Origin of the sequence: Streptomyces colwelliae (assembly GCF_048158785.1) — a bacterium.
Lineage (GTDB): Bacteria > Actinomycetota > Actinomycetes > Streptomycetales > Streptomycetaceae > Streptomyces.
On sequence record NZ_JBLTJC010000015.1, the window covers coordinates 38516 to 62297 of the forward strand.

General features: G+C 70.0%; 25 protein-coding genes. 12 read left to right on the forward strand and 13 right to left on the reverse strand.

Translation table 11 applies throughout. The features are described from left to right. Positions 1-35 precede the first annotated feature (35 nt). The 12 genes from ACNFOC_RS05375 to ACNFOC_RS05430 all read right to left on the reverse strand — a co-directional run bounded on the left by ACNFOC_RS05375 (position 36) and on the right by ACNFOC_RS05430 (position 11123). Complete coding sequence (locus tag ACNFOC_RS05375; protein ID WP_416957097.1) at positions 36-917, reverse strand: ABC transporter permease; 882 nt, start codon at positions 915-917, stop codon at positions 36-38. Next, entirely contained in the window at positions 907-1869 is a 963-nt protein-coding gene (locus ACNFOC_RS05380) for an ABC transporter permease (RefSeq protein ID WP_416957099.1), read from the reverse strand. Before ACNFOC_RS05380 ends, ACNFOC_RS05375 begins: the two co-directional genes overlap by 11 nt. A gap of 13 nt (positions 1870-1882) precedes the next feature. Further along, positions 1883-3217 (reverse strand): metal-dependent hydrolase family protein, encoded by a 1335-nt coding sequence (locus ACNFOC_RS05385; protein ID WP_416957101.1) that lies wholly within the window; start codon positions 3215-3217, stop codon positions 1883-1885. Positions 3218-3374: 157 nt separating this feature from the next. Beyond that, positions 3375-3695 carry a ferredoxin gene (gene fdxA / locus ACNFOC_RS05390; RefSeq protein ID WP_416957103.1) on the reverse strand — a complete coding sequence of 107 codons (321 nt, stop codon included), beginning with the start codon at positions 3693-3695 and terminating at the stop codon, positions 3375-3377. A gap of 1 nt (position 3696) precedes the next feature. Next, positions 3697-4710, reverse strand: coding sequence for an NAD(P)/FAD-dependent oxidoreductase (locus ACNFOC_RS05395; protein WP_416957105.1), 1014 nt, complete (start codon positions 4708-4710; stop codon positions 3697-3699). 66 nt (positions 4711-4776) lie between these two features. Continuing rightward, on the reverse strand, positions 4777-5169 hold the full coding sequence (locus ACNFOC_RS05400) for a hotdog family protein (protein ID WP_416957107.1): 393 nt from the start codon (positions 5167-5169) through the stop codon (positions 4777-4779). Further along, positions 5166-5705 (reverse strand): FAS1-like dehydratase domain-containing protein, encoded by a 540-nt coding sequence (locus ACNFOC_RS05405; protein WP_416957109.1) that lies wholly within the window; start codon positions 5703-5705, stop codon positions 5166-5168. The genes ACNFOC_RS05400 and ACNFOC_RS05405 overlap by 4 nt, the downstream gene beginning before the upstream one ends. Beyond that, a complete protein-coding gene (locus ACNFOC_RS05410; protein WP_416957111.1) occupies positions 5702-6541 on the reverse strand; it encodes an IclR family transcriptional regulator domain-containing protein in 840 nt (279 codons plus the stop codon). Before ACNFOC_RS05410 ends, ACNFOC_RS05405 begins: the two co-directional genes overlap by 4 nt. A gap of 37 nt (positions 6542-6578) precedes the next feature. Next, positions 6579-7454 carry an alpha/beta fold hydrolase gene (locus tag ACNFOC_RS05415; RefSeq protein ID WP_416957113.1) on the reverse strand — a complete coding sequence of 292 codons (876 nt, stop codon included), beginning with the start codon at positions 7452-7454 and terminating at the stop codon, positions 6579-6581. 7 nt (positions 7455-7461) lie between these two features. Further along, positions 7462-8418: a DODA-type extradiol aromatic ring-opening family dioxygenase gene (locus tag ACNFOC_RS05420; RefSeq protein ID WP_416957115.1), complete on the reverse strand. Its 957-nt coding sequence runs from the start codon at positions 8416-8418 to the stop codon at positions 7462-7464. Continuing rightward, a complete protein-coding gene (locus ACNFOC_RS05425; RefSeq protein ID WP_416957117.1) occupies positions 8415-9764 on the reverse strand; it encodes a M20 family metallopeptidase in 1350 nt (449 codons plus the stop codon). The genes ACNFOC_RS05420 and ACNFOC_RS05425 overlap by 4 nt, the downstream gene beginning before the upstream one ends. 114 nt (positions 9765-9878) lie before the next feature. Beyond that, complete coding sequence (locus ACNFOC_RS05430; RefSeq protein WP_416957119.1) at positions 9879-11123, reverse strand: Rieske 2Fe-2S domain-containing protein; 1245 nt, start codon at positions 11121-11123, stop codon at positions 9879-9881. A gap of 259 nt (positions 11124-11382) precedes the next feature. Here ACNFOC_RS05430 and ACNFOC_RS05435 point away from each other — a divergent pair, with 259 nt between their 5' ends. Genes ACNFOC_RS05435 through ACNFOC_RS05450 form a run of 4 tightly spaced genes read left to right on the forward strand, consistent with a single transcriptional unit; the run spans position 11383 to position 15003 of the window. Further along, a complete protein-coding gene (locus ACNFOC_RS05435; protein ID WP_416957121.1) occupies positions 11383-12390 on the forward strand; it encodes an ABC transporter substrate-binding protein in 1008 nt (335 codons plus the stop codon). Beyond that, entirely contained in the window at positions 12390-13235 is an 846-nt protein-coding gene (locus ACNFOC_RS05440) for an ABC transporter ATP-binding protein (protein WP_416957124.1), read from the forward strand. Before ACNFOC_RS05435 ends, ACNFOC_RS05440 begins: the two co-directional genes overlap by 1 nt. After that, positions 13232-14053 carry an ABC transporter permease gene (locus ACNFOC_RS05445; RefSeq protein WP_416957126.1) on the forward strand — a complete coding sequence of 274 codons (822 nt, stop codon included), beginning with the start codon at positions 13232-13234 and terminating at the stop codon, positions 14051-14053. The genes ACNFOC_RS05440 and ACNFOC_RS05445 overlap by 4 nt, the downstream gene beginning before the upstream one ends. Next, the gene (locus ACNFOC_RS05450) at positions 14050-15003 is read left to right on the forward strand and encodes a quinone oxidoreductase family protein (RefSeq protein WP_416957129.1); all 954 of its coding nucleotides are present in this window, start codon (positions 14050-14052) and stop codon (positions 15001-15003) included. The genes ACNFOC_RS05445 and ACNFOC_RS05450 overlap by 4 nt, the downstream gene beginning before the upstream one ends. A gap of 46 nt (positions 15004-15049) precedes the next feature. On the opposite strand, the gene ACNFOC_RS05455 is transcribed toward ACNFOC_RS05450, so the two are convergent. After that, the gene (locus ACNFOC_RS05455) at positions 15050-15811 is read right to left on the reverse strand and encodes a DeoR/GlpR family DNA-binding transcription regulator (RefSeq protein WP_416957131.1); all 762 of its coding nucleotides are present in this window, start codon (positions 15809-15811) and stop codon (positions 15050-15052) included. A gap of 89 nt (positions 15812-15900) precedes the next feature. Here ACNFOC_RS05455 and ACNFOC_RS05460 point away from each other — a divergent pair, with 89 nt between their 5' ends. From ACNFOC_RS05460 to ACNFOC_RS05495, 8 genes are all read left to right on the forward strand, one after another. Continuing rightward, positions 15901-17094, forward strand: a complete 1194-nt coding sequence (locus tag ACNFOC_RS05460) for an MFS transporter (protein ID WP_416957133.1) — start codon at positions 15901-15903, stop codon at positions 17092-17094. An 82-nt stretch (positions 17095-17176) separates the two neighbouring features. Then, positions 17177-17725: an HAD family hydrolase gene (locus ACNFOC_RS05465; RefSeq protein WP_416957135.1), complete on the forward strand. Its 549-nt coding sequence runs from the start codon at positions 17177-17179 to the stop codon at positions 17723-17725. A 429-nt stretch (positions 17726-18154) separates the two neighbouring features. Next, a complete protein-coding gene (locus tag ACNFOC_RS05470; RefSeq protein ID WP_416957137.1) occupies positions 18155-18721 on the forward strand; it encodes an RNA polymerase sigma factor in 567 nt (188 codons plus the stop codon). After that, positions 18708-19448 (forward strand): hypothetical protein, encoded by a 741-nt coding sequence (locus tag ACNFOC_RS05475; protein WP_416957139.1) that lies wholly within the window; start codon positions 18708-18710, stop codon positions 19446-19448. Before ACNFOC_RS05470 ends, ACNFOC_RS05475 begins: the two co-directional genes overlap by 14 nt. Positions 19449-19750: 302 nt before the next feature. Beyond that, positions 19751-20776, forward strand: a complete 1026-nt coding sequence (locus ACNFOC_RS05480; protein ID WP_416957140.1) for a LacI family DNA-binding transcriptional regulator — start codon at positions 19751-19753, stop codon at positions 20774-20776. A 116-nt stretch (positions 20777-20892) separates the two neighbouring features. Continuing rightward, positions 20893-22122, forward strand: coding sequence for a sugar ABC transporter substrate-binding protein (locus tag ACNFOC_RS05485; RefSeq protein WP_416957142.1), 1230 nt, complete (start codon positions 20893-20895; stop codon positions 22120-22122). Continuing rightward, positions 22115-23095 (forward strand): carbohydrate ABC transporter permease, encoded by a 981-nt coding sequence (locus tag ACNFOC_RS05490; protein ID WP_416957144.1) that lies wholly within the window; start codon positions 22115-22117, stop codon positions 23093-23095. The genes ACNFOC_RS05485 and ACNFOC_RS05490 overlap by 8 nt, the downstream gene beginning before the upstream one ends. Positions 23096-23102: 7 nt before the next feature. After that, complete coding sequence (locus tag ACNFOC_RS05495; RefSeq protein ID WP_416957146.1) at positions 23103-23678, forward strand: carbohydrate ABC transporter permease; 576 nt, start codon at positions 23103-23105, stop codon at positions 23676-23678. The last annotated feature ends 104 nt before the right edge of the window (positions 23679-23782 follow it).

Below are 23782 nucleotides of genomic sequence, written 5' to 3' on the forward strand. Positions count from 1 at the left end.
ACGTGAGGGTGAAGTGACGTGGTGCGGACGCCTGTTCAGGGCGTACGGCGCCTGCCGCGCGGGTTGAGCTGTTCCTGGAGGCCGTCCGAGATGAGGCCGAAGGCCGCCGTGGCGATGGCTAGGGTGATGCCGGGGACGATCACCAGGAGCGGGTCGTCCTTCATGTAGCGCTGGCCCTCGAAGATCATCCGGCCCCAACTGGGCGTCGGCGGCTGGATACCGAGGCCCAGATAGCTCAGGGACGCCTCGACCAGGACGCAGGTCGCCGCGGTGTTGGCGTACTGGACGAGCGCGGAGGACAGCACGTTCGGCAGCACATGGCGGCCGATGATCACCGGGGTCCGTACGCCGGCGATACGCGCCGCCGACACGAAGTCCCGCTCGCGCACGGTGAGTGCCGGAGCCCGCACGATCCGCGCGAAGTACGGCACGAAGATCAGGCCCATGCCCCCGATGAGGACCCACATGCCCGGGCTGAAGACCGACACCAGCACAAGTGCCAGCAGCACGGAGGGAATCGACATCGCGGTGTCCATCGCGGCCATCAGCACCGCGTCCAGGCGCCGGGCGTTGTAGCCCGCGACGAGCCCGATCGGGACGCCGATCAGTGCGGCGAGGGTGGTCGCCCCGAAGGCCACCATGAGGGACTGCCGGGCCGCCCCGAAGGTCCGGGTGAACAGGTCGCGGCCGAGGTTGTCGGTGCCCAGCCAGTGGCTCCCCGACGGACCGGTGAGCAGCGAGTCGCCGACGTCCGTCGACGCGTAGCGGCCGAAGACGCCGATGAGCACGGACAGCACCACGATCGCGCCGAGGACGCACACACCCGTGGTCAGCGTCGCGTTCCAGCCGAGGCGGGGCCGCGGTCGTCGTCGCGCCGGGGCCACGGTGACGGCGGGCGCGGTGGATTCAACCGTCACGGCGAGCTCCAGTCGTCCGGATGCGGGGGTCGATGAGGGGGTAGACCAGGTCGGTCACCAGGTTGATCAGCACATAGGAGGCGCCCAGCGCGAGGATCGCGCCCTGGATCACCGTGAAGTCGTGCTGGGTGATGGAGTTGACGATCAGCGAGCCGAGCCCGGGGAGGGCGAAGACCTGCTCGACGATCACGGTGCCGCCGACCAGCACCCCGAGCTGGAGACCGCCTGCGGTGACCACGGGCACCAGCGCGTTGCGCAGCGCGTGCCGCAGCATCAGCCGCCGTCGCCCCGCGCCCTTCGCCGCCGCCGTCCGCATGAAGTCCTGGCCCTCCACGTCGAGGACGGCGGCCCGCATGTAGCGGCAGAGCGTCGCGCCGAACGGGATACCCAGGGCGATCGCCGGGAGCAGCAGCACCTGGAGGTTCAGGAGCGGGTCCTGCGAGAACGGCACGAACGAGAACAGCGGCCAGGCCGGTGCCAGGGTGCTCACCAGGAGGACCATCACCGTGCCGACCACGAACGGCGGGACCGCGAGCCCCATGAACGCCGCGCTGTTGACCAGCCGGTCCTTGGCGCGCCCCTGGTGCATGGCCGACCAGATGCCCGCCGGAATACCCCACAGGACCGCGATCACCGCCGCGTAGACGGCGAGTTCCAGACTCACCGGGAGACGGGCGGCGACCTGCGCGCCGACGCTCTGCCCGTCCAGCAGGGACGAGCCCAGATCGCCTCGCACGGCGTGCCCGATCCAGGTGAGGTACTGCGACCACACGGGCTGGTCGAGACCCAGCTGCCGGGTGATCTGAGCGCGCAGCTGAGGCGTCGAGTTCTCACCCGCGATCAGGGCCGCCGGATCACCGGGCACCAGATGCGCCAGGGCGAACACGATGGCGCTGAGGCAGAGGACCACCGCGAGCGAGCGGACCACACGGATCGACAGATAACGCAGCACTGGATCTCTCCCCTTATATCGCGGCGGCCGGCGCCGACGCCCGGGGCGTCGTACGGGTGGGTTCGGAGGGACGGAGTCGCGCGGCCAGCGCGCCGGGGACGGCATCGGCCGCGTTCGGGTCGAAGACCCGGCCCTCGCGGAACACCGCGCGCAGCCGCCGCCGGTCGGCGAGCACGCCCAGATCGGCGAGCGGGTCACCGTCCACCAGCAGCAGGTCCGCCCACCTGCCCGGGGCGACCGTCCCCGTCCTGGCCCCGAGACCGAGGGCCTCGGCGGCGGCGGAGGTCGCCGCGACCAGCACCTCCGCCGGCGTCATGCCGATCTGCTCGTGCAGCAGCACCAGCTCACGGGCGTGATTGCCGAACCGCATCGTGTTGGAGGAGTCGCTGCCCGAGATGATCCGCACCCCGGCCCGATGGGCCCGCCGTACGGACATGAGCCGGCGCTCGCGGAGCAGCTCCGCCTTGTCCAACTGCTCGGTCACCAGACCGCGTTGGCGTCCGTGCTCCGTCATGAACTCGCTGATCGACAGAGTCGGGCACAGGAACGTGCCCTGTTCCAGCATCAGTTCGACGAGGTCCTCGTCGAGGTCGGAGCCGTGCTCCAGCGTGTCCACCCCGGCGACCAGCGCGGCCGTGATCCCGGCCCGGGTGTGCGCGTGGGCGGCGACCCGCAGGTCCAGGGCGTGTGCCTCGTCGACGATCGCGTCGATCTCGACGTCCGTGTAGTTGCGCCACGAGGTCTTGTCGCCCACGGACAGCGTGCCGCCGCTCGTGCAGATCTTGATCAGGTCCACGCCCATGCGGGCGTACTCCCGGACCCGCTTGCGGCACTCGTCGGCGCCGTCGGCCGGCGGCCACATCCGCTTCTCGTCCAGGGTCGCCGGGCAGAACATGTCGCCGTGCCCCGCCGTCATACCGACGAGCCCGGAGGCGACGACCCGCGCCCCGTCGAGGACGTGCTCGTCCATCACGTGCTTGACCGCCACCTCGGGCAGCGAACCGGCCGTGTCCCGGACCGTGGTGAAACCGGACCGCAGCGCCTCACGGGCGTTGGCCGCGGCATGCAGGGTCTGCTCCTCGGTCGACGTGAGCATGTTCCACAGCTGCACGTCCTGCGGGCGGGCGCCCGCGTTGGACCGCAGATGCACATGGCAGTCGATGAGACCCGGCAGCAAGGTCGTCCCCCGCAGGTCGTACACCGTGTCCGACGGGGTCGTCGCCACGGTGTCCGCGTCACCCACCTCGGTGATCACGGCGCCGTCGATCACCACGGTCGCGTTCGTCCGTGCGGCACCTCCGGTGCCGTCGATCAACGTCATTCCGGCCAGGACTGTTCGCTCCGTCATAGGACCGTGTTCACTCCTCTCCGTGGGAACTGGTAAGCAGGAGTGTGGGCGGGCGAGGATATGCCGGTGTTGCGGTGCAGCTTTCGCTTGGAATTCCCTCGGGGCGCGCAGGATTGCGCCACCCCTGGAAACGCAGATTTGCGCCACTCGCCGGAGATCACAGGGCGCTCACGAACGCCGTGTCGACGCCCACCGGCCCCACGGCACTCGCCCCGCCGGGGGTGCCGAGCGGTGCCGTACGGCCGGACAGGGGCTCCTCGAAGAAGCGGCGGTTGTCGGCGCGGAACTCCGGGTCGGCGAGGCGGTCGACGGTGATGGCCTGCTCGGGGCAGGCCGTCTCGCAGGCGCCGCAGTCGATGCACTCCACGGGGTTGATGTAGAGCTTGCGCTCGCCCTCGTAGATGCAGTCGACCGGGCACTCCTCCATGCAGGACCGGTCCATGATGTCGACGCAGGCCGATCCGATGACGTAGGCCATGTCAGTTCTCCTTCTCGGTGGAATGGCCGGGGAACAGCGCGGCCTCGGGGTCGATGACGGTGGCCGCGTTGTTCACGGCGGTGGCGGCCTCGCCGAAGCCGACGGAGATCAGCCGCACCTTGCCCGGGTAGTCGGTGATGTCGCCGGCGGCGAACACGCGGGGCAGATTGGTCGCCATCCGCGTGTCTACGGCGATCCGCCGTGCCTGGAGTTCGAGTCCCCAGGTCTGGAGCGGTCCAAGATCGGCGATGAAGCCGAGCGCGGCGACGACGGTACGGGCGGGCAGCAGCCGGACGGTCTTCTCGACCCGGTGCCGCACCTCGACCTTCTCCACACCCAACTCGCCGTGCAGCGCGCTCACTTCGGAGTCGGTGATGATCTCGATGCCGAGCGCGCGCACCTTCTCCACGCTCGCCGCGTGCGCCCGGAACCGCGCGCTGCGATGGACGAGGGTGACGGACCGGGCGATCGGGGCGAGCAGCGCCGCCCAGTCGAAGGCGCTGTCCCCGCCGCCGACGACGACCACGTCGTGACCGGCGTGCTCGGCCGGGTCCGGCACGAAGTACACCTGCCCGCGCCCGAGATAGCCCTCACCCGCCGGAAGCGCCCTGGGCGTGAACGTCCCCACCCCGCCCGTGATCACAACTGCCCCCGCCCGTATGGCAGTTCCGTTGTCGGTACGGACGACGGGATGGCCCTCGCGGTCGTGGGCCAGGTCGACCGCCCGCTCCCCGAGGAGGTACCGGACGTCGTACGGCGCGGCCTGCGCGACCAGGTTGTCGACGAGGTCGCGGCCCCGCACCGACGGGAACCCGGCGATGTCGAAGATGGGCTTCTCCGGGTACATCGCGCTGATCTGGCCCCCGCACTGGGGGAGTACGTCCAGGACGGTGACGCGCAGTCCGCGGAAGCCGGCGTAGTAGGCGCCGTAGAGGCCGGACGGGCCGGCGCCGATGATCAGGATGTCGGTCTCGATCACCGGTGACTGGACCGGCGCATCTATAGGAACGCTCATGGTTCAGGAGCGTAGGAACGGACTGCTCAGCGCCCAATGGAACCGGTCCGGCTGCCGGGACGGGGGTCAGACGAGGGCGATTTGGACCGTTCCCGTCACGCACGGGGTGCCGTCGGCCTTGAGGACGGCGACCTCCAGGGATACCCGGGCGCCCTCCACGGCCCGCACGGTTCCGGTCCAGGTGAGGGGCTCGCCGGCCACGGCGGTCGTACGATTGCGCCAACTTACCGTCTTCAGACGGGAGTTCGGCCCGGCCCATGCCAACGCGTACCGGGTGAGGGTCTCGCCGTGCAGCGTGGACTGTACGACGACGCCAGGGAAGCCCTCCGAGGCCGCGAACTCGGCGTCGTAGTGGATGCGATGGGAGTTCCACGACACAGCGCTGAAGCGGAAGAGCTGGACCGTGCTGTGCGTGTACCGCTGCGGCGGGCAGGTGTCACCGGCGACGGGCGGGTTCATGGGGCCTCGGGGGAGTCGATTGCTTCCATCGCTTCCATTGCTTCCATCACGACGATCGTCTCGTCCACGGCGGTCAGTTCGGTGCCGTCCGCCGAGGTGAAGCGGGTGGTGAGGCCGAGCAGCACGAAGGGACCGGAGCGGCCCTGCTTGCGGGCGGCGGAGGTGACCGCGCGGGAGGCGGTGACGCGGCAGCCCGCGACCGGGGCCCGGAGCAGTCGCACGGTCTGGCCGCCGTGCACCTGGCGGACCGGCAGGCCCTCGGTGCACGGCGACTCCCGGGCGGCCAGCCCGTCCGGCCTCAACTCCCCTTCGGGCGGCCCGTCTTCCCAGCTCATCGTGGCGGCGAGAAAGAGGGCGGGAGCCTCGACCGGCTCGCCCGTCGCCTCCCGTTTCCGGGCCCGGTCGATGTAGTCGGCGTCGTTCAGCGCGGCGGCGTACCGGCAGAAGTCCTTGACGGTGACCGTGCCGCAGTCCTCGTCCTCCCACCGGTCGACGAGACTTCGGGCCCGGGTCAGCACCTCGTCCAGGGCGTTCACAGGGCCGACCGCAGTGCCCGGCCGATGCCCAGACCCGCGGTGCGCAGCGCGCTCGCGTGCGCGGCGGCGTCCACGCGGTAGGTCGGGGCGGTGATCGACAGGGCGCCGGCGAGGGTGTTCTGCCGGCAGAAGACCGGCACGGCCATGCTCATGTAGCCGAGTCTGACCTCCTCCGCCTCGGTCGCGATGCCCTCCTCCCGGATGCGTTCCACCTGACCGCGCAGCCGCCCGGGAGAGGTGATCGTGTGCCGGGTGAACGGTTTCAGCCCGTTCCTGACCACCTCCCCGAACAGCGTGGCGGGGGAGAAGGCCAGGATCGCCTTGCCGGTGGCCGTGCAGTAGAGCGGGAGCCGCCCCGCCACCCGGGACTCCTCGCTCAGACCCCGGTGCGGAAGGATCTTCTCCAGATAGACGACATCGAGTCCGTCGTGGATGGCGAAGTGGATGGTCTCCTGCGTGGCGAGCAGCAGATCCTCCATGTACGGCTGCGCCACCTCGCGCAGGATCCGCTGCCGGTGCACCCGCTGCCCGATCTCGAACAGCCTCAGCCCGAGCCGGTAGTCGCACCCCGCCCGCTCCAGCAGCCCCCAGACCACCAGCTCCTGGCAGAGCCGGTGCACGGTGGCCTTGGCGACTCCGGTACGGCGCACGAGATCCGCGAGGGAGAGCGACTCGTCGTCGACGGTGAACGCCTCCAGGATGGGCCGCACCTTGCCGAGGACGGAGTTCATCGAGTCCGGCGAGGCGGACGCGCCGGTGACGGGAGAGGGAGACGCACCGGTGACGGGAGGCGGGGGAGAGTAGGCCGCGGCGCGGGCGATCGGGACGACGGTCATGGCGGGCACCTCTCGATCAACGGTTACGACAGGAATCTCACTGGTGGTGTCCGGACGACGACTCCGCGAGGAACGCGAAACTCAGGGGGTTGTACAGGGTGGCCTTCTCATGTTGCGGCCAATGTCCGCATTCTGTGAAGATCTCCAGCCGTGCTCCGGGGATCGCGGCGGCGATCGCCTCGGCCTCAGGGACGTCCCCGAGCGGGTTCTTGTTGCCCCACACCACCAGCGTCGGCGCCTTGATGCGGGCCATGCGGTCGGGGCGGAGCAGATTGCGCTCACGGGCCTCGACCTCCTGGAGCGCCAGCAGGTGGTGCAGGTTCCGCTGGAAATCGGGGTGGTGGTAGATGTCGTAGCGCACCTGGGTCAGCTCCTCGCCCAGGTCCTCGTCCCACTCGGCCCACAGCAGGGCCAGCCGGTCGCGGGTGTACGAGATCTCCGGCTCCATGGCCGCGGCGCGGGTCGAGGTCTTCAGGCGCTCCATCACCGCGGGGTTGATCTTCGTGCCGCCCATGCACAGGAGCTGGAGGGAGGCGACCCGGTCCGGGTACTCGCTCGCGGCCCAGGACCCGACCCAGCCGCCCAGGGACTCGCCGACCAGGTGCGCGCGTTCGGCACCCACCGCGTCGAGGTAGGACATCAAGTGGTCGACGTACGCGGGGATCTCACCGGGACGGTCGGGCTTGCCGGTGTAGCCGTGGCCGAGCATGTCGATGGCGTGGCAGCGGTAGCCGGCCTCGGCGTGCGCCGGGATGTTGCGGACGAACGCCTCCAGGTGACCGGTCGTGCCGTGCAGGAACACGACGTGCTCGCCGTCCTCGGGGCCGGCCTGGAGGGCGCGGGTGGTGACGTCACCGGTGTCGACGTACGCGTGCCGGTAGTCGATGCCCGAGAGTTCGGTCCAGATGCTCATGACTGCCTTACTGCCTTTCGGTGGGGGCCTGTTGGGGGTCGAGGACGGCTACGCCCATCCCGGTGAGCCACTCGGGCATCGGCTCGTAGGCCAGCCGGCGTCCCGGAACGTGGTCGAGCACCGCCGACATGAGCAGCCAAGTACGCAGCTCCTGCGCGCCGTTGCCCGCCACCTTCTCCAGCTCCTCGGCGGTGTACTCGGTGATACGACGCGTCTCGCCGCGCTGGACGAGAGACAGGAAGTCGTCGTCGAACTCGGGGTTGAGCGAGGCCTCGGCGGCACGGATGATCTCGCGGCGCCGGACGTCGTAGTCCTGCCAGTTCTCCCGGCCGTTCAGCCAGGCGCCGACCATGAACTCCTCGTCGTCGCCGTGCGGTTCACGCCAGTCCGGCCAGGGCAGCCGGTGGGAGAGCCCGCCCGAGCCGACCACCGCGACGCGCCGGTCGCCGGGGAAGGCGAGGACGGCGTCCCGGATCGCGCGGCCCAATTCCTCGCAGCGCGTGAGAGTGGGCAGCGGCGGGGCGAAGACGTTCACGACGATCGGCACGATCTCCACGTCCAGGCCCTCGAAAAGGTACTGGATGGCGTGCGACTGGCCGTGGTCGATCTGGAGTTTGGCAGAGAAGGCGGGATCGAAACCGCCGCCCTCCACAAGGGAGTTGGCGATGTGCCGGGCCAGCGGGACGTCCACCGGCTGCGGACCCTTCGGGGTGCCTGACTCGCCGCTCGCGACGCACTCGCCGACCCCGATCGTGAAGCTCGGGATCAGGTCCAGCCAGAAGCCCCGGAAGTGGTTGGAGCCGATGAGGATCACCGTGTCGGGCCGCGCCGCGAGGAGCGCCTCCCGGGCCTCGGCGAGCGCGTCGCGGAAGCGCTCGGCCCGGTCCTTGTGGAAGGTCTCCTCCCAGTGGGTGTTCATCAGCGTGCTGTGCGAGGCGCCCACGCCCAGGACGATCTCGGTCATGGCGTCATCCCTTCGACCTCTGTGACCTCTGTGCGGGACCGGGTGACGGTGTCGACCGCCGTGCGGATCAGATGGCGCGTCAGCTTCTCCATCGCCTGGACGGAGACGGTGTTCATGCCCCGGGCGAAGTCGATGTCGAACAGCGAGTCCGTGACCTTCGGCATGCCGACCCGCACGGTCGGGATGCCGCGCCCGCGCAGGATGTTGGCGTCGGTGGCCCCGCTGTTGCCCCGGATCACCTCGTGCTCGCGCCCCTCGAACGCGGCCCAACTCGCCGTCGCGCTACGGCAGATCCAGCTCTCCGGGTCGGTGCGCGTGCCGGGGATGGACAGGACCATGTCGGCGCTGACGTCAATGCCCGGGTTCTTCTCCCGGAGGGCGTCGAGGGTACCCATGAACTCCCGCTTCGCCTGCATCGGTGTCGTGTCCGGGGCGATGCGCAGGTCCACCATGAGGGTGCAGGACGCCGGTGTCACCGCCGCCATCCGGGGCCAACCGCCCTGTATCGAGGAGACGATGCCCTGCGGCGCGACCGTGCCGGAGGTGTGCCGGTCGGCGTACTCGACGAACCACTCCTCCAGATGCCGGGCGACCTCACCGGCGCGGGCGACGGCGTTGTCGTAGGGGAGGCGGTGGCGGGAGCCGACGTAGGTGTGCGTGCCGTGGATCGTCACCTTGAACCAGACCAGGCCGACCTCGTCCCAGGAGACCGTCCAGCCGGGCTTGGCGATGAGCGCGTAGTCGGTCCACACGCCCTGCTCCAGGAGGAACGAACACCCCGCGCCCTGGCCGGTGTTGAGGCGGGTGGAGCCGGGCCGGGCGTTGGTGGGCATGCCGCCCGCGCCGAACGCCGCGACCAGGTCGCCGGTGAGCGGGATGCCGGCCAGGGCGATCGCCTCGGCGGCCATCATCACGCAGGCGGCGTGGCCCTTCGGGTTGGAGGCGCCGAGGCCTTCGACGAGGTCGTCGTGGACGGTGGCCCGCGGACGCATGTCGTCGCGCAACTCCGGCCCGATCCACGGGAGATCCTCGCTCTCCTCGCCCACGGTCAGGGTGTCGATGGGCGCGTAGAGCATGAGGTCGGGGCCGGTGCCGTCGCCGGAGAGCCGGGCCCAGGTGTTGGCCTGACGGTCGTCGAGCGGCTGGACCGTGGCACGGCAGCCGGCGGCCGTGAGGGTGGCGGCGATGTGCTCGGCGAGGGGCCCCTCGTCGCCGGTCGGGGACGGGATGTCGACCAGCCCGGTGATCAGGTCGCGCAGCCGGTCGGCGGTGACATGCCGCCAGGCGTCCTCCACCCAGCCGCTCCGCTGCGCGTCCAGCCCTGCCAACTCGCCTGCGGGGCTCACTGGTTGATCCTGTGGACCTGGGTCATGGCCGTGCGCTCGAAGCGCTTCTTGGCGAGCGGCAGCCCGATGGCGATACCGGCTCCGATCAGCAGGGTGAGCAGGGTGCGGCCCATGTCATGCCTTCTTCTTGTCGGTGCCGGATTCGGCGCTCGGGTCGGAGTCGGCGCCCGTGCCGGCGAGTTTCCTGCCGTACTCCTCCTCGCTGAGGTTCCGCCAGGCGGTCAGCGAGATGTCGGGGCGGTAGAGCTTCTCCGGCGGTGCGTCGGTGATGTCGACCATCCACGCGTCCTGGCCGGAGAACTGGCCGTGGAACAACCACCGGATCGCACCGAGGTACTTGGCGTAGAAACGCAGGGTGTTCCAGCCCTCGGTGAAGTTGACCATCACGCCGACATAGCGGTGGTTGTCCTCGTCGACGGGGACGTAGAACTCGTAGTGGATGAAGTTCGGGTACGCGATGCGCAGCACACCCGGCATCGACAGGGACGCGAAGCCGGGGAACTCCTGGGCCTCGATCGTCGGGTTCACCTTGTCGGGCTTGCCCGTGTTGCCGATGTTGAAGGTCTCCTTCGGTGGCTGGGCCTTCCACCAGCGCTTGTTGGTCCAGCGGCCGACGCCGGGGAAGTCCGCCTCCCAGTACACCTCGTCCTGGACGCGGTAGATCCAGCGGCCCTTGGGGACGACGCGCGTGATGTTCCAGGTGGGCATCGGCTTGAACAGGCGCCAAAGTGCCGTGCGGTGCAGGTACTTGGCGTGTCCCTCGTCGAAGCCGTTCTCGCAGGCGAAGCGCCAGTTGCCGCTGCGCGGGTCGATCCGGCCGCCCATCACGAAGGCGTTCTCGACGAGTTCCTCGGGCAACTGCGAGTCGATGGAGTGCGGTTCCTCGTCGGTGAGCGGGATGTACACCCACACCATGCCGAGGCGCTCCTCGACCGGGTACGTCCGCACCGAGACCTTGCCGGTCAGCCGGCAGCCGGGGCCGTCGGTGATGACCGCGGCGAGCTTGCCGGTCGGCAGGTCGAAGGTCCAGCCGTGGTACGGGCAGCTGATCGTGCCGGGGAACTGCTGGTCGCCCTCGGAGAGCGGGACGCCGCGGTGCGGGCAGCGGTTGTGCAGCGCGTACGCGGTGCCGCCGTCGCGGATCAGCGTGATCTTCTCGCCGCAGACCGTGAACGGGAGCGGATCGCCGGTGATCTGGCTGGACCACGTGACCGGGTACCAGTAGCCGCGGAAGCCCGCGCCCGCCGCGTCGTAGTGCGGCCACGACTTCCAGTCCTGGCGGCCGGGCTCACCTGTGGGTCTGCGGCGGCTCCGGCTCCGGACCGTGGGCTGTGCGTCGGGAGAGTCCTCGACCGTCATCGTGCGCGTCCTCCTGCTGCCGGGATGCCTGTCCGGCGAGCATGCGGCGGACCGGCGGATCCGCCCAAGGGACCCGTCCCGCTGAGCAGACCGCACCCCGGGGACAGGCCGGGAGACCTGGGCTCACCTGCGCGTCCCGTTCAGCGGACCTTCGTCGATGCGCGACAGACACCCCCCGTTCTACGGTGCGCCAGATCCCGTGCCGCCCCCCCACCGACCAGCCGAAGCCGGCGGTCTCCCATCGACCCCTGAGGTACTCATGGAGACACGGTCCACGACACGCCACCCCCTCGCAGGCCCCGCCGCCCTGGCCGTCGCGCTGCTCACGCTGACCGCGTGCGGCGCGGGCACCACCGACTCGGCCGCGGGTTCCGGCTCCGGCAAGAACGCCGCGGGCCCCACGATCCGCATCGGCGTCGGCATCGACGCCTCGTACGCGCCCTTCTTCCTCGCCGACGCGAAAGGCCTCTGGGCCAAGCACGGAGTGAACGTCCAGCTAGTCCAGTTCGGACAGGGCAGCGAAGGCGTCAACAACCTCGTGGCGGGCCAGGTCCAGATGTCCGGCAACTCGGACACCACCACGATCAGCATGCTGCCCCAAGACCCCGACCTGCGCTCCCTGTTGGTCTACGAGCAGTCCGGCAAGTACCTCAAGGTCGTCCTCGGCCCGAAGGTCAAGTCCCCTTCGCAGATACGCAAGATGGCCGTGGCCCCCGGGCTGTCCGAGCTCGCGGCCACCCGGTTCCTGGAGTCGAAGAACATCGACCCGAAGTCGGTCAAGTTCATCACCGCCGACCCGCCCGAGATCCCGGCCCTGATGCAGAAGGGCGACGTCGACGCGTACGTCCTGTGGGAGCCCTGGCCCACCAAGGGCGTCGCGCAGGGCGGCCGAATCCTGGAGAACACCGGTGCCTACGGCCTGAGTTACTCCCAGTGGCTGCTCACCAGCGCGGCCTGGCTGAAGGCCAATCCCGACACCGCCACCAAGGTCGCCGAGACCCTGGAAGAGGCGGCCCGGCTGACCGAGAGCGACCCGAAGGCCGCGGCCGAGGCGACCGAGAAGGCCGTGAAGGTCCCGGCGGCCCAGACCCTGACCGCCATCAAGGAGATCGACTTCGGGACCCGCGACTTCACCGACACGGACCTCAAGGGGTACGCGGACACGGCCAAGTTCTTCGTGGACACCGGAAAGGTCAAGGCCCAGCCGGATGTCACGACGGCTGTCCAACGCGGTTGGTTCACCCAGCACTTGAAGGGAACGTCGTGATGACGGAGGTCGTGGAGAGCGCTCTGTCGAAGGTCCGTGGCGCCGCCCTGTGCGCGGACGGCGTCGGCATCCGCTTCGACTCCTTCCAGGCCGTCCAGAACATCTCCCTCGACATAGCCGCCGGCGAGTTCCTGTGCCTGCTCGGCCCGAGCGGCTGCGGCAAGTCCACGCTGCTGTCGGCGATGGCCGGGTTCGTGACCGTGGACGAGGGCAGCCTCAGCGTCGGCGGGGCCCGGATCACCGGCCCCGACCCGGAGTTGGGCATGGTCTTCCAGAGCAGCGAGGCGCTCTTCGACTGGATGACGGTCCGTCAGAACGTGGCCTTCGGCCCGCGCATGCGCGGCGCCTCACGCGCCGAACAGACGAAGCTGGCCGACGAATACCTCGGCCTGGTGGGGCTGCGGCACTGCGCGGACCGCTTCCCGGGCCAGCTCAGCGGCGGCATGCGCCAACGGGTCCAGATCGCCCGCGTGTTGGCCAACGAACCCGGCGTGGTCCTGATGGACGAGCCGTTCGGGGCGCTCGACGCGCAGACCCGGCAGGTGATGCAGGAGGAGACCGACCGCATCTGGCGGGCCTCGGGCTGCACCGTCGTCTTCGTCACCCACGACATCGACGAGGCGATCCTGCTCGCCGACCGGATCGCCGTCATGACGGCCGGCCCGGCGGCCTCGGTGAAGTCCGTCTACCCCGTCGACCTGCCCAGGCCGCGAGACGAGGACGATCCGGCCACCGTCCGACTCCGTCGCCAACTCCGGGAGGACATCGGCGAAGAGGTCCGCAAGGCCTTGCGCGACCAGGGACTCGACGACCAGCCGCGGGACACAGAGGAGGACGACCGATGACCGTCGCGACGGCTGCGGCAACCGGCAGCGCGGAGGCGGGGAAACGCCCGGCCTGGGCGACCGCAAGCCGCCTGCGCGCACTCGGCATGTACACCCTGTCCGTCCTCGTCGGCCTCGGCGTCTGGCAACTGCTGGCGCTGGCGTACGGCTCCTCACTGGTCGCCTCCCCGAGCGAAACCCTCAGCGCGGCAAGGGAGTTGGCGTCGGACGGCACGCTGACCAACTCGATCGTCGCCTCCAGCCGCCGCATCCTGATCGGCTGGGGACTCGGCGTGCTCGTGGGCGCACCGGTCGGCCTGCTCGTCGGACAGGTCCCGGTCGTACGCCAACTCCTGGAGCCCTACATCGAGTTCTTCCGCTTCATCCCGCCGGTCGCCTTCGTGACCCTGGCGGTGGTGTGGCTCGGCATCGGCGAGTCGTCGAAGGTCGTCCTGATCTTCTACACGGCCGTCTTCATCGTCACGGTCAACACCAGCGCCGGCGTGATGGCGGTGAGCGAGTCGAAGCTGCGCGCGGCACAGAACCTGGGCGCGAGCCGCCGGCAGATCCTTCAGAGCATCGTGCTGCCCTCGACCGTGCCGCACATCGTCACCGGTGCCCGCCTCGCCATGGGCAACAGCTTCCTGACCATCGTGTCCGCCGAGATCGTCGCCTCCCAGGTCGGCCTCGGCTCGCTGATCTGGACCTCCCGCAACTACGGGCGGATCGACTGGGTCTTCGTCGGAATCATCACCCTGGGAATCCTCGGGTTCGTCTTCGACCGCGTCCTGCGGATCGTCGCGTCCCGCGTCCTGCGTCGATACGGAGTGAAGCTGTGACGTCCGCACTGTCCCGCGCCCTGGTCCTGGAGAGCTTCGGCTCGCTGCCCCGCCTGGTGGAGCGCCCGGTGCCGGAGCCGCGCCCCGGCCACACCCTCGTCCGGATGCGGGCGGCCCAGGTGGGCCACCTCGATCTGAACGTCGTGGACGGCAGGTTCGGCATCCTCCCCGACCTGCCCGCCGTACCGGGCACCACGGGCTGCGGGGTCGTCCTCGCCTCGGACACCCACCCCGAGGGCACCCTGGTCCGGCTCGGCGGCAAGGCGCTCGGCCTGCGCCGTGACGGCTGCTGGGCGGAGCACGCACTGGTGCCGGACGCCGCCGTGGAAGCGGTCGCGGAGGGTACGGACCCTGCCCTGGCGTGCAGTTGGTTCTCACCGGCGGGCACGGCGTGGGCCGCGGTGCACGCGGTCGCGCGCGTCCAGCAGGGGGAGCGGGTGCTCGTGACCGGCGCGGCGGGCGCGGTCGGGGCGATGACGGTGCAGGTCGCCGCGCGGGCTGGGGCCGAGGTGATCGGAGTCGTCGGACGCCCGGCCAAACTCGCCCATGTCCCGGCTCCCGCGAAGTCGGTCCTCGCCTCCGAGCTGTCCGCCGAGTCCGTGGGCGGCCCGGTCGACGTGGTCATCGACACGGTCGGCGGCCCGGTACTCCGCGACACGCTCCCGCTCGTCCGCCCGCGCGGCAGGGTCGCGCTCGTCGGCTACACCGCCGGACGCGAACTCACTGTCGACCTCGCGGACTTCCTGCTCGCCGACGTGTCCCTGCTCCCGGTGAACCTGATGACGCGGGGCAAGGAGGTCGCGGCGGACGCGGAGGCGCTGCTGGCGGAGCTGCGGACGGGGGCGCTGACCCTGGAGATCGAACGGCACGGCATCGACGCGTTCGCCGAGGCGGCGGAGCGGCTGCGCAGCGGGGAGGCGGTCGGCAAGGTGGTCCTCGACCTGGACTGAGGTCCCCAACTCCCCTTGGCGGGAGCACTGTTGAACCCGTGCCGCGTCAGACGGCCTTGACGACGGTCCCGGTGCCTTCGAGTGCGGTGATCTCGTCGGCGGGCGCGGTGGTGTCGGTGACCAGGGTGTGCAGGAGTGTGGAGGGGCCGACGTAGGCGTACGCGGTGTGGCCGAGCTTGCCGCCGTCGGCGGCGACGACGATGCGGCGCGCGGCGGCGATGCCGGCCTTCTTCACGGCCGCGTCGTCGAGGTCGTAGGCGGTCAGGCCCTCGGCCGCGCTCAGACCACAGCAGCCCATGACGGCGGTGTCGAAGCGGAGAGCCGCCAGGGACGCGAGGGTGAGAGGACCGGTGAGGGCTCCCTCGGCGGCCCGGGGCTGCCCGCCGGGCACCATCAGCGTGACCGGGCCCGGGCCCTCGCCGAACACCTGGATGGCCTGCAAGGACAGGGGCATCACCGTGACCCGCCGCCGACGCAGCAGGTGGGCGACCTCCAGGCAGGTGGTGCCGCTGTCGAGGAGGACGGTCTCGCCGTCGGCGATGAGTGAGCACACCTCCGCCGCGATACGACGCTTGGCGTCGACGGCCTCGTGGGCACGCAGCGCGAAGGGCGGCTCCTCACCCCGGAGCAGCAGGGTCCGCGCCCCGCCGCGGACGCGCTCCAGAACACCCTGCGCGGACAGCGCGTCGAGGTCGCGCCGGATGGTCATCTCAGAGGCGCCGGTCAGTTCGACGAGTTCCTGGACGGTGATCCTGCCCGTCTCCCGGACGGCCTGCGCGATCGTCCCGTGCCGGTCTGCGTTGCTCATACCGCGATTGAACACCCCTCGAAACGAACATGCAATGTGTGCGAAGCGACAGTATTCAATCACACAGGATGTTCGTTACGGTTGCTGTCATGAGCCATTCGCTTCGATCCGCCCGAGTGGCGACCTTTGTCTACTTCAGTCTGTGCGGCACCTTGATGGGCACCTGGGTGGTGAACATCCCCGCCATCGAGGAGCGCGTGGGCATCAGCCACGCGACGCTCGGGGGACTGCTGGTGCTTCTGGGGCTGGGGGCCTTCATCGGCATGCAGGTGGCCGGGAGCCTGACCGACAAGGTCGGGGCGCGCATCGTCGTCCCCGCCACCGCCGTGCTGTGCAGCGCGGCCCTGGTGCTGCCAGGCCTGCCCCGCGAGCCGTGGACGCTGGGAGCCGCGCTGCTGGTGTTCGGTTTCTGCAACGGCTGCTTGGACGTGAGCATGAACGCCCACGCCGTGCACGTGGAGAAGGCGTACGGCAGGCCCGTCATGTCGGCCTTCCACGCCACGTTCTCGGTCGGCGGCGTCCTCGCCGCGCTGGTCGGAGCGGCCACGGCGAGCGCGGGCCTGAGCCCGGCCACGGGCATGGCCACCATGGGAGCCCTCGGCGTCGTGATCGCCCTGGTGTCCGCCCGCGCCCTGCTGCCGATCGCACCCACGGCCCCTGCGGGGCAGCAGGTCGAGCACACGCCGGCCGCCGGGCCCCGCCGCGCCGGCAGGCGCATCTGGATCCTCGCCGCCCTGGCCCTGATGGTCATGCTGTGCGAGGGAGCCGCCAACGACTGGAGCGCGCTGCACCTCAAGGACGTTCTCGGCGCACCCGCGAGCACCGCCGCCTTCGCGTACGGCACCTTCGCGGCGACCATGACCGTCGGCCGACTGCTCGCCGACCGCCTCGTCGCCCGCTTCGGATCCATGGCGATCCTGAGGTACGGCGCGGCGACGGCCGCCGTCGGCATCACGATCGTGACCGTCTCGCCGTGGATATGGGCCGCGTTCGCGGGATGGGCGCTGTTCGGTCTGGGGCTGTCCGGCTGTGTCCCGCAGCTGTTCAGCGCGGCCGGACACGCCGACCCCTCCGCCGCCGGGGCCAATGTCTCCCGGGTCGCCGGTCTCGGCTACGTCGGCATGCTCGCCGGCCCCGCCGCCATCGGCTGGCTGACCCACCTCGTCGCCCTGAACCACGCCTTCGTCCTGCTGATCCTGCTGTGCGCGATCACCGCCGTGGCCGCCGGAGTCCTGCGCACCGGATCCGACCGCCCGCGCGAGCCGGCGGCAAGCAGCCACTGACCGCCTGTGCGGCACGGCTCACTCCGTGCCGCACAGGCTTCTCCGCCCACCCCGGCCGCCAGAACCCGGAGGAACCCTCACCATGCCTACCGACCGGCGCATCGTGCTCTTCGATCTCTTCGGTGTCATCGCCCGCCACCAACACCCGGGCGCCCAGGGCAAGATGGCCGCCCGCTGTCACACACCCACCGACGCCTTCACCACGGCGTACTGGGACTACCGCCCGCCCTACGACGCCGGCCGGCAGTCCGCGCCCGAGTACTGGACCGCCGTACTACGACAGCTGTCCCGGCCCGCCGACGCCGACACGATCGAGGAACTGCGCCTCACCGACATCGACAGCTGGTCGCGCGTCGACGAACGGATGGTCGCCTACGTCCAGTCCCTCCGCGATGTCGCCGAGGTCGCCCTGCTGTCCAACATCCCCGCCGACCACGCGGACGCCTTCCTCGCCGCGCAGCCCTGGCTGCACCAGCTGGACCACGTCGCCTTCTCCGGAAAGATCAAAGCGGCGAAACCGGACCCGGCCGCCTTCCAGCACTGCGTCACCCCCTGCGGGCAGCCCCGGCCGACTTCCTCTTCGTCGACGACCGCGAGGAGAACGTCCGCGCCGCGCAGGCCATCGGCATGAACGGGCACGTCTTCACCGGTCGCGATGACCTGGCAGGCGTCATCGACGCCTGGTTGCCGACCCGTCGACTCGACGACTCGACGACTCGACGACTCGACGACTCACGTGGAAATGACACATCCGTCGCCACCTGATGCCTGGACCAGCCGTCCTGATCCCCCGGACCGGCAACCGCATCAGCGCCTCAGAGGCCCCGGCCGCAGCGGCACGCCGTAGGAAATGCGGTACGCCGACTCCAGCCGACCAAGGCCAGAGGTCAGAGGCCAAAGACCAAAGGCCAGAGGTCAAAGGTCAACGAAGCAGTCGCCAGGCTCTCCCCTGAGTCCGAACTCCCCCTGTCCCCCTACCCGGAGCAAGGCTCCGCGTCCAAGCGGGACAACTGCCGGCTGGGAGCCGTAAGGCATCGCCCCGTGGTGGACATTACTGTGCATGGACGCGGATGAACGGGGCGAACAGCTGGAGCAGCTGTTCCGGCAGACCTTCCGCCGGGTGATGGCGTACTGCTTGCGCCGGACCGGCGAGACAGCGGCGCACGACGTGGTGGCCGAGGTGTACGGGATCGCCTGGCGCCGACGACGGCAACTGCCCTCGGACGACGAGGAGGCGGTGCTGTGGCTGCTCGGCATCGCACGCCGGGCGCTGGCCAACCAGGCGCGTAGCCAACGCCGTTGGGCACGGCTGCTGCTACGGGTGGCCGAACGTGCCGATCCGCCGGACACCGGCCCGCTCCGGCATGACGGAGGCGGCGAGCTGGCGGCGGCCCTGGCGCAGGCGTCGGACGCCGACCGGGAACTGCTGCGCCTGGCCTACTGGGACGACCTGTCCCGGCAGGACATCGCGACCGTGCTCGGTATCTCGGTCGGCGCCGTCGACACCCGCCTGCACCGTGCCAGACAGCGGCTGCGCGTACGTCTCGGCGCGGCGGGCGCTCACCAGGATCCGACCGACGAGAAGGACGACAAGGACGACAAGGAGAAGGACCATGCTGAGCGATGACGAACTCGACCACATGCTGCGGGCCGGCGATCCGGATCCCGCCGGCTCGGCGACCGACCCGGACTCGCCGACCGCCGCACGCATCCTCGCGCGGGTTCGCCGGAGCGCGCGACAGCGGCGCAGGCGCATCCTGGTCCTCGCCCCGGCGGTGGCTCTGACCGTCGCCGGCGTCACCGCGGGGACCTATGCGTGGGTGGCCGGTGACGGCAAGGGTCATACCCTCGACTCGACCGGACTGACCTGCGACGGCCCCGACCGGGGCGATGCCGTGGTCGGCTTCGATCCCGGCACCGACGATCCGGTACGCGAGTGCCGTCAGCAATGGCCGGAGTTGTTCGGCCGGCCGGCACCCGGCACGCTCACCGCCTGCGTCGACAGCTCCCGGCAGGGCTCCATCGTCGTGTACGCCGGAGGCCGTGACCAGTGCGCACGCCACCGCGCGGACCCCTATCTCGGACCGACCCGGGAACAGCTCGGCCTCGCCCACTTCCGCACCGACCTCAAGGCACACTTCGCCGAGCGCACCTGTGTCCCCTACGCCGAGTTCAGGACGGTGGTCGGCCAACTCCTGGCCAAGCACGACCTCACCGGCTGGAAGAGCGGCCACTTCCAGACCGCCGACAAGGAACCGGAAGGAGCCTGCGCGGAGATCAGCTACTACGACGAACCGGCAAAGACGATCTGGCTCGGCGACCACAATGCCGGCGACCCCATCACCTGGCCGTAGACCGGCAGCGCCCGCACCCCGCGAAGAGCGGGCGGTGGCGGCTCTCCCCGCGACCGCCACCGCGAAGCCACCGCGACTGCCACCGCGACCTATCAGTGTCGGACACGCCGCCGTGGCCGACCCGCCAATTCCCAGCACCACAAAGGGAGTTGCTTCAGGCGACCCTCACTGGTCCCGGTCCGTCGGAACTTTTTCCCTGCACGACCCTTGCCGTCGTTCGCGGCCCCTCCCTACAGTCTCGTCCCAGTCAGTCGATACGTATCGACATGCATCGACGCCGAGGAACCGAGGGAGGTGCTCGCATGGTGACAAGCCGGGACGTGGCCCGGTTGGCGGGCGTCTCCCAGAGCACCGTCTCGTACGTCATGAGCGGGCGCCGCTCGATATCCCCCGAGACCCGCCGTCGGGTCGAGGAGGCGATCGAGACGTTGGGGTTCCAACCCAACGCGGGTGCGCGGGCGTTGGCGAGTCAGCGCAGTCAAGTCATCGGCCTGGTCGTGCCGTTCGCGCCCGGGGCCGACATGACGGGGGTTCTGCCCTTCATCGAGACGATCACCAAGTGCGCCCGGGAAGAGGACCACAACGTCATCCTGGCCACCGAGGACGAGGGCGCCGAGGGCCTCACCCGGCTCAGCGACCAGTCCCTGTGTGACGCGATCGTGCTGATGGAGGTCGGGTCCAAGGACCCGCGCATCCCCGTGGCGGCCGGGCTGAGCGTGCCGGTCATCCTGATCGGCGTGCCGGACGACCCCGAGGGCCTGTACTGCGTCGACCTGGACTACACCCTGGCCGGACGCATGGCGGTGGACGAACTGGCCGCCTCCGGGCACGACCGCGTCGTCCTGCTCGGGTATCCGCGTGACGTGATGGCGCGTGACGTCAACTTCGTCCGACGCTTCCTGCGGGGAGCCGAGGACGCGGCCACCGCGCACGGCATCGCCTACGCCGAGGTGAGCCCGCCGGACACCAGCCGCGCCGGGGCCGAGGCCGCCCTGGACGAGGCGCTTGCCGAACGAGGGCCCGGCGGCGGCAGGTTGGGGCTCGTGGTCCCCGATCCCCAGTTGATCCAGCCGACGTTGCAGAGCCTGCTGGACCGCGGTCTGGTTCCGGGCCGCGATCTGTCCGTCATCGGACTGTGCACGGACCGCACCGCCGAGACCTCCACACCCCCCGTCACCAACCTCTCGCTGGAACCCAGGGACGTCTCGCGCCGCGCGATGAGGATCCTGTTCCGGCTGCTCAACCGCGAGAGCGTGCCCACCACTTCGACCGTCGAGCTGGTGACCCCGCGTCTGACGCTGCGTCAGACGAGTCTGTCTGCCCGCTGATTCCCACTGATCCCCACTGTTTCGTGTCAAGGGGGATGACGCGTCACCGCTGTCGATACGTATCGACACCCCCGCGCGGTCCGCCCGAGACAGCGCCGACCGAGGAGAGAACGAACATGGCTCAACGACGAGCGATCCTCAGCAGAACGACCCTGACGGCGGCCCTCGCGCTTCTGGCGCCGCTCACCCTGAGCGGCTGCGGTTCGAGTACCGGATCGTCCGGCGGCGCCGACACCCTGCGGGTGATGGACTACTACGCCGATCAGCCCGACAAGGGGATCTACGCGAAGGTCCTGGACGCGTGCGGGCGGCAGAACGGCGTGACGATCAAGCGGGAGGCCGTGGCCGGCCCGTCCCTGATACCCAAGGTGCTGCAACAGGCCTCGTCGCGGACCCTGCCCGACGTCCTGATGCTCGACAACCCCGACCTGCAACAGATCGCCGCCAGCGGCGCCCTCGCCCCGCTCAGCGACTTCGGCCTGAAGGCCGACGGATACGCCAAGGGCGTGGTGGACGCCTCGACCTACCAGGGCAAGCTCTACGGCCTGCAACCGGTGACCAACACGATCGGCCTCTTCTACAACAAGGACATGCTCGACAAGGCCGGGGTCAAGCCGCCCACCACCTGGGCCGAGCTCAAGTCGGCGGCCAAGAAGCTCACTTCGGGCAAGAGGTACGGCATCGCCTTCGCCGCACCGGCCACCTACGAGGGGACCTGGCAGTTCCTGCCGTTCATGTGGTCCAACGGCGGCGACGAGCAGGACATAGCAACTCCCCGGACCGCGCAGGCACTTCAGCTCTGGGTGGACCTGGTCAAGGACGGGTCGGCCTCGAAGTCGGTGGTCAGCTGGGCCCAGGCGGACGCCAACGACCAGTTCGCGGCGGGCAACGCGGCCATGATGATCAACGGCCCCTGGCAGTTCCCGATCCTCGACAAGAAGACGAGCCTGCACTACGGCGTCGTACAGATCCCCGTGCCCGAGGCGGGCGGAACTCCCGTCGTCCCCCTGGGCGGTGAGACCTGGACCGTCCCGCAGACCGGCAACGCACAGCGCCAGAAAAAGGCCGCCAAGGTCGTCGCGTGCCTCAACTCCGACAAGAACCAGCTGTCGTTGGCCCAGCAGCGCCAGACCGTGCCGACCAAGACCGCGCTGATGGACAAGTTCGCCGCCGAGCAGCCCCGGATGAAGGCGTTCACCGACCAGGTGCGCAACGCCCGTGCCCGCACCGGTGAGTTGGGCAAGGACTGGCCGAAGGCCGCCACCAAGATCTACACCGCGATACAGACCGCGCTCACGCAGGGGGCGACTCCGGCGAAGGCACTGAAGCAGGCCCAGGATGGCTGACGTACTGCGCCGCGCGGTGCGGGCCAAGGGGCGCGCGGTGCCGGTCACGGACAGTGCCCCGGCGGGCCGGAGGCTCGGGCGGCTGGGGAAGCGCGGCCGCCTGCGCCAGTCCCACGTGCTGTTCCTGCTGCCCGCGCTCGCCTACATGGCCGCTTTCTTCGGCTACCCGGTCGTCAAGAACGTCGTCATGGGGTTCCAGCACTACACGACGACCACCTTCTACACCGGCCAGGCACCCTGGACCGGCCTCGCCAACTACCGGGCCGTCATATCGTCCTCCGTCTTCGACAAGGCACTCCTCAACACCGTGCTGTTCACGGTGGGTTCGATCGCGGGGCAGTTCCTCACCGGTCTGGCGATCGCCCTGTTCTTCCGCCGCCGGTTCCCGTTGAACGGCGTACTGCGCTCCCTGCTGCTGTTGCCGTGGCTGGTGCCGCTGATCGTCTCCAGCGCGGTGTGGCGCTGGATCCTCGACCAGGACAACGGCGTGCTCAACCGGTTCCTCGGTGCCCTGCACCTCGTACAGGACCGTCCCGGCTGGCTGACCAGCACCTCGCTGGCGCTGTTCGCGGTGATCGTGGTCAACATCTGGATCGGGATCCCGTTCAACGTCGCGATCCTCTACGGCGGACTCCAGGACATCCCCGAGGAGTTGTACGAGGCGGCGGCCCTGGACGGCGCGACGGGCTGGCGGGCGTTCCGGCACGTGACCTGGCCCCTGCTGCGGCCCGTGGTGAGCGTGGTGCTCGTGCTCGGCGTCGTCTACACGGTCAAGGTACTCGACGTCATCCTCGGGCTCACCAACGGCGGCCCGGCGAACGCGACGCAGACCATCGCCAGTCAGTCCTACCAACTCTCCTTCCAGCAGTTCGACTTCGGACAGGGTGCCGCGCTCGGCAACATCCTCATCGTCATCTCGCTGGTCTTCGCCGTCCTCTACCTGCGCGCGAACCGCCGCGCCGTCGAGCAGTGAGGCCGTCATGGCAACCGTCACGCGCACATCCGTCCGACCGGCCACGCACACACCCGTCCACCGGCGACGCCCCCGTCGGCGGCCGTGGGGATACACCGCGATCGGCGCGCTGATCCTGGCCGTGATGCTGTTCCCGGTCTACTGGATGGTCAACGTCTCCCTCCAGCCGGCCAACACCGCTGTCAGCACGCCCTGGTTCCCGACCCACCTGAACTTCGACGGCTACGCCACCGCACTGAGCCAGCAGGGGCCAAATCTCCTGACCAGCCTGCTCGTTGCGGTGGGGAGCGTGGTGTTCAGCCTGATCATCGCGAGCCCGGCCGCGTACGCACTCGCCCACGTCGACGCACGCTGGGTCGGCCCGGTGCTGTTCGGGATCCTGATCAGCCAGATGGTCCCCGGCATCGTCGTGGCCAACGCCCTCTACAGCGCGTACAACGACGTCGGGTTGCTCAACTCGATCCCCGGTCTGATCCTGGCCGACTCCACCGCCGGCATCCCCTTCGCGATCCTGATCCTGCGGGCCTTCATGGGCAACATCCCGGCCTCGGTGATCGAGGCGTACGCGCTCTGCTGCGGTTGACGCTGGGGCAGCGGGGCGTACGAACCGGGGTTCTGCGGGTGGTGCGGTGCCGTCGAATAGGTCGGCGACGAAGGGGTGTTGATGGCTACGACCGTCGACTCCCC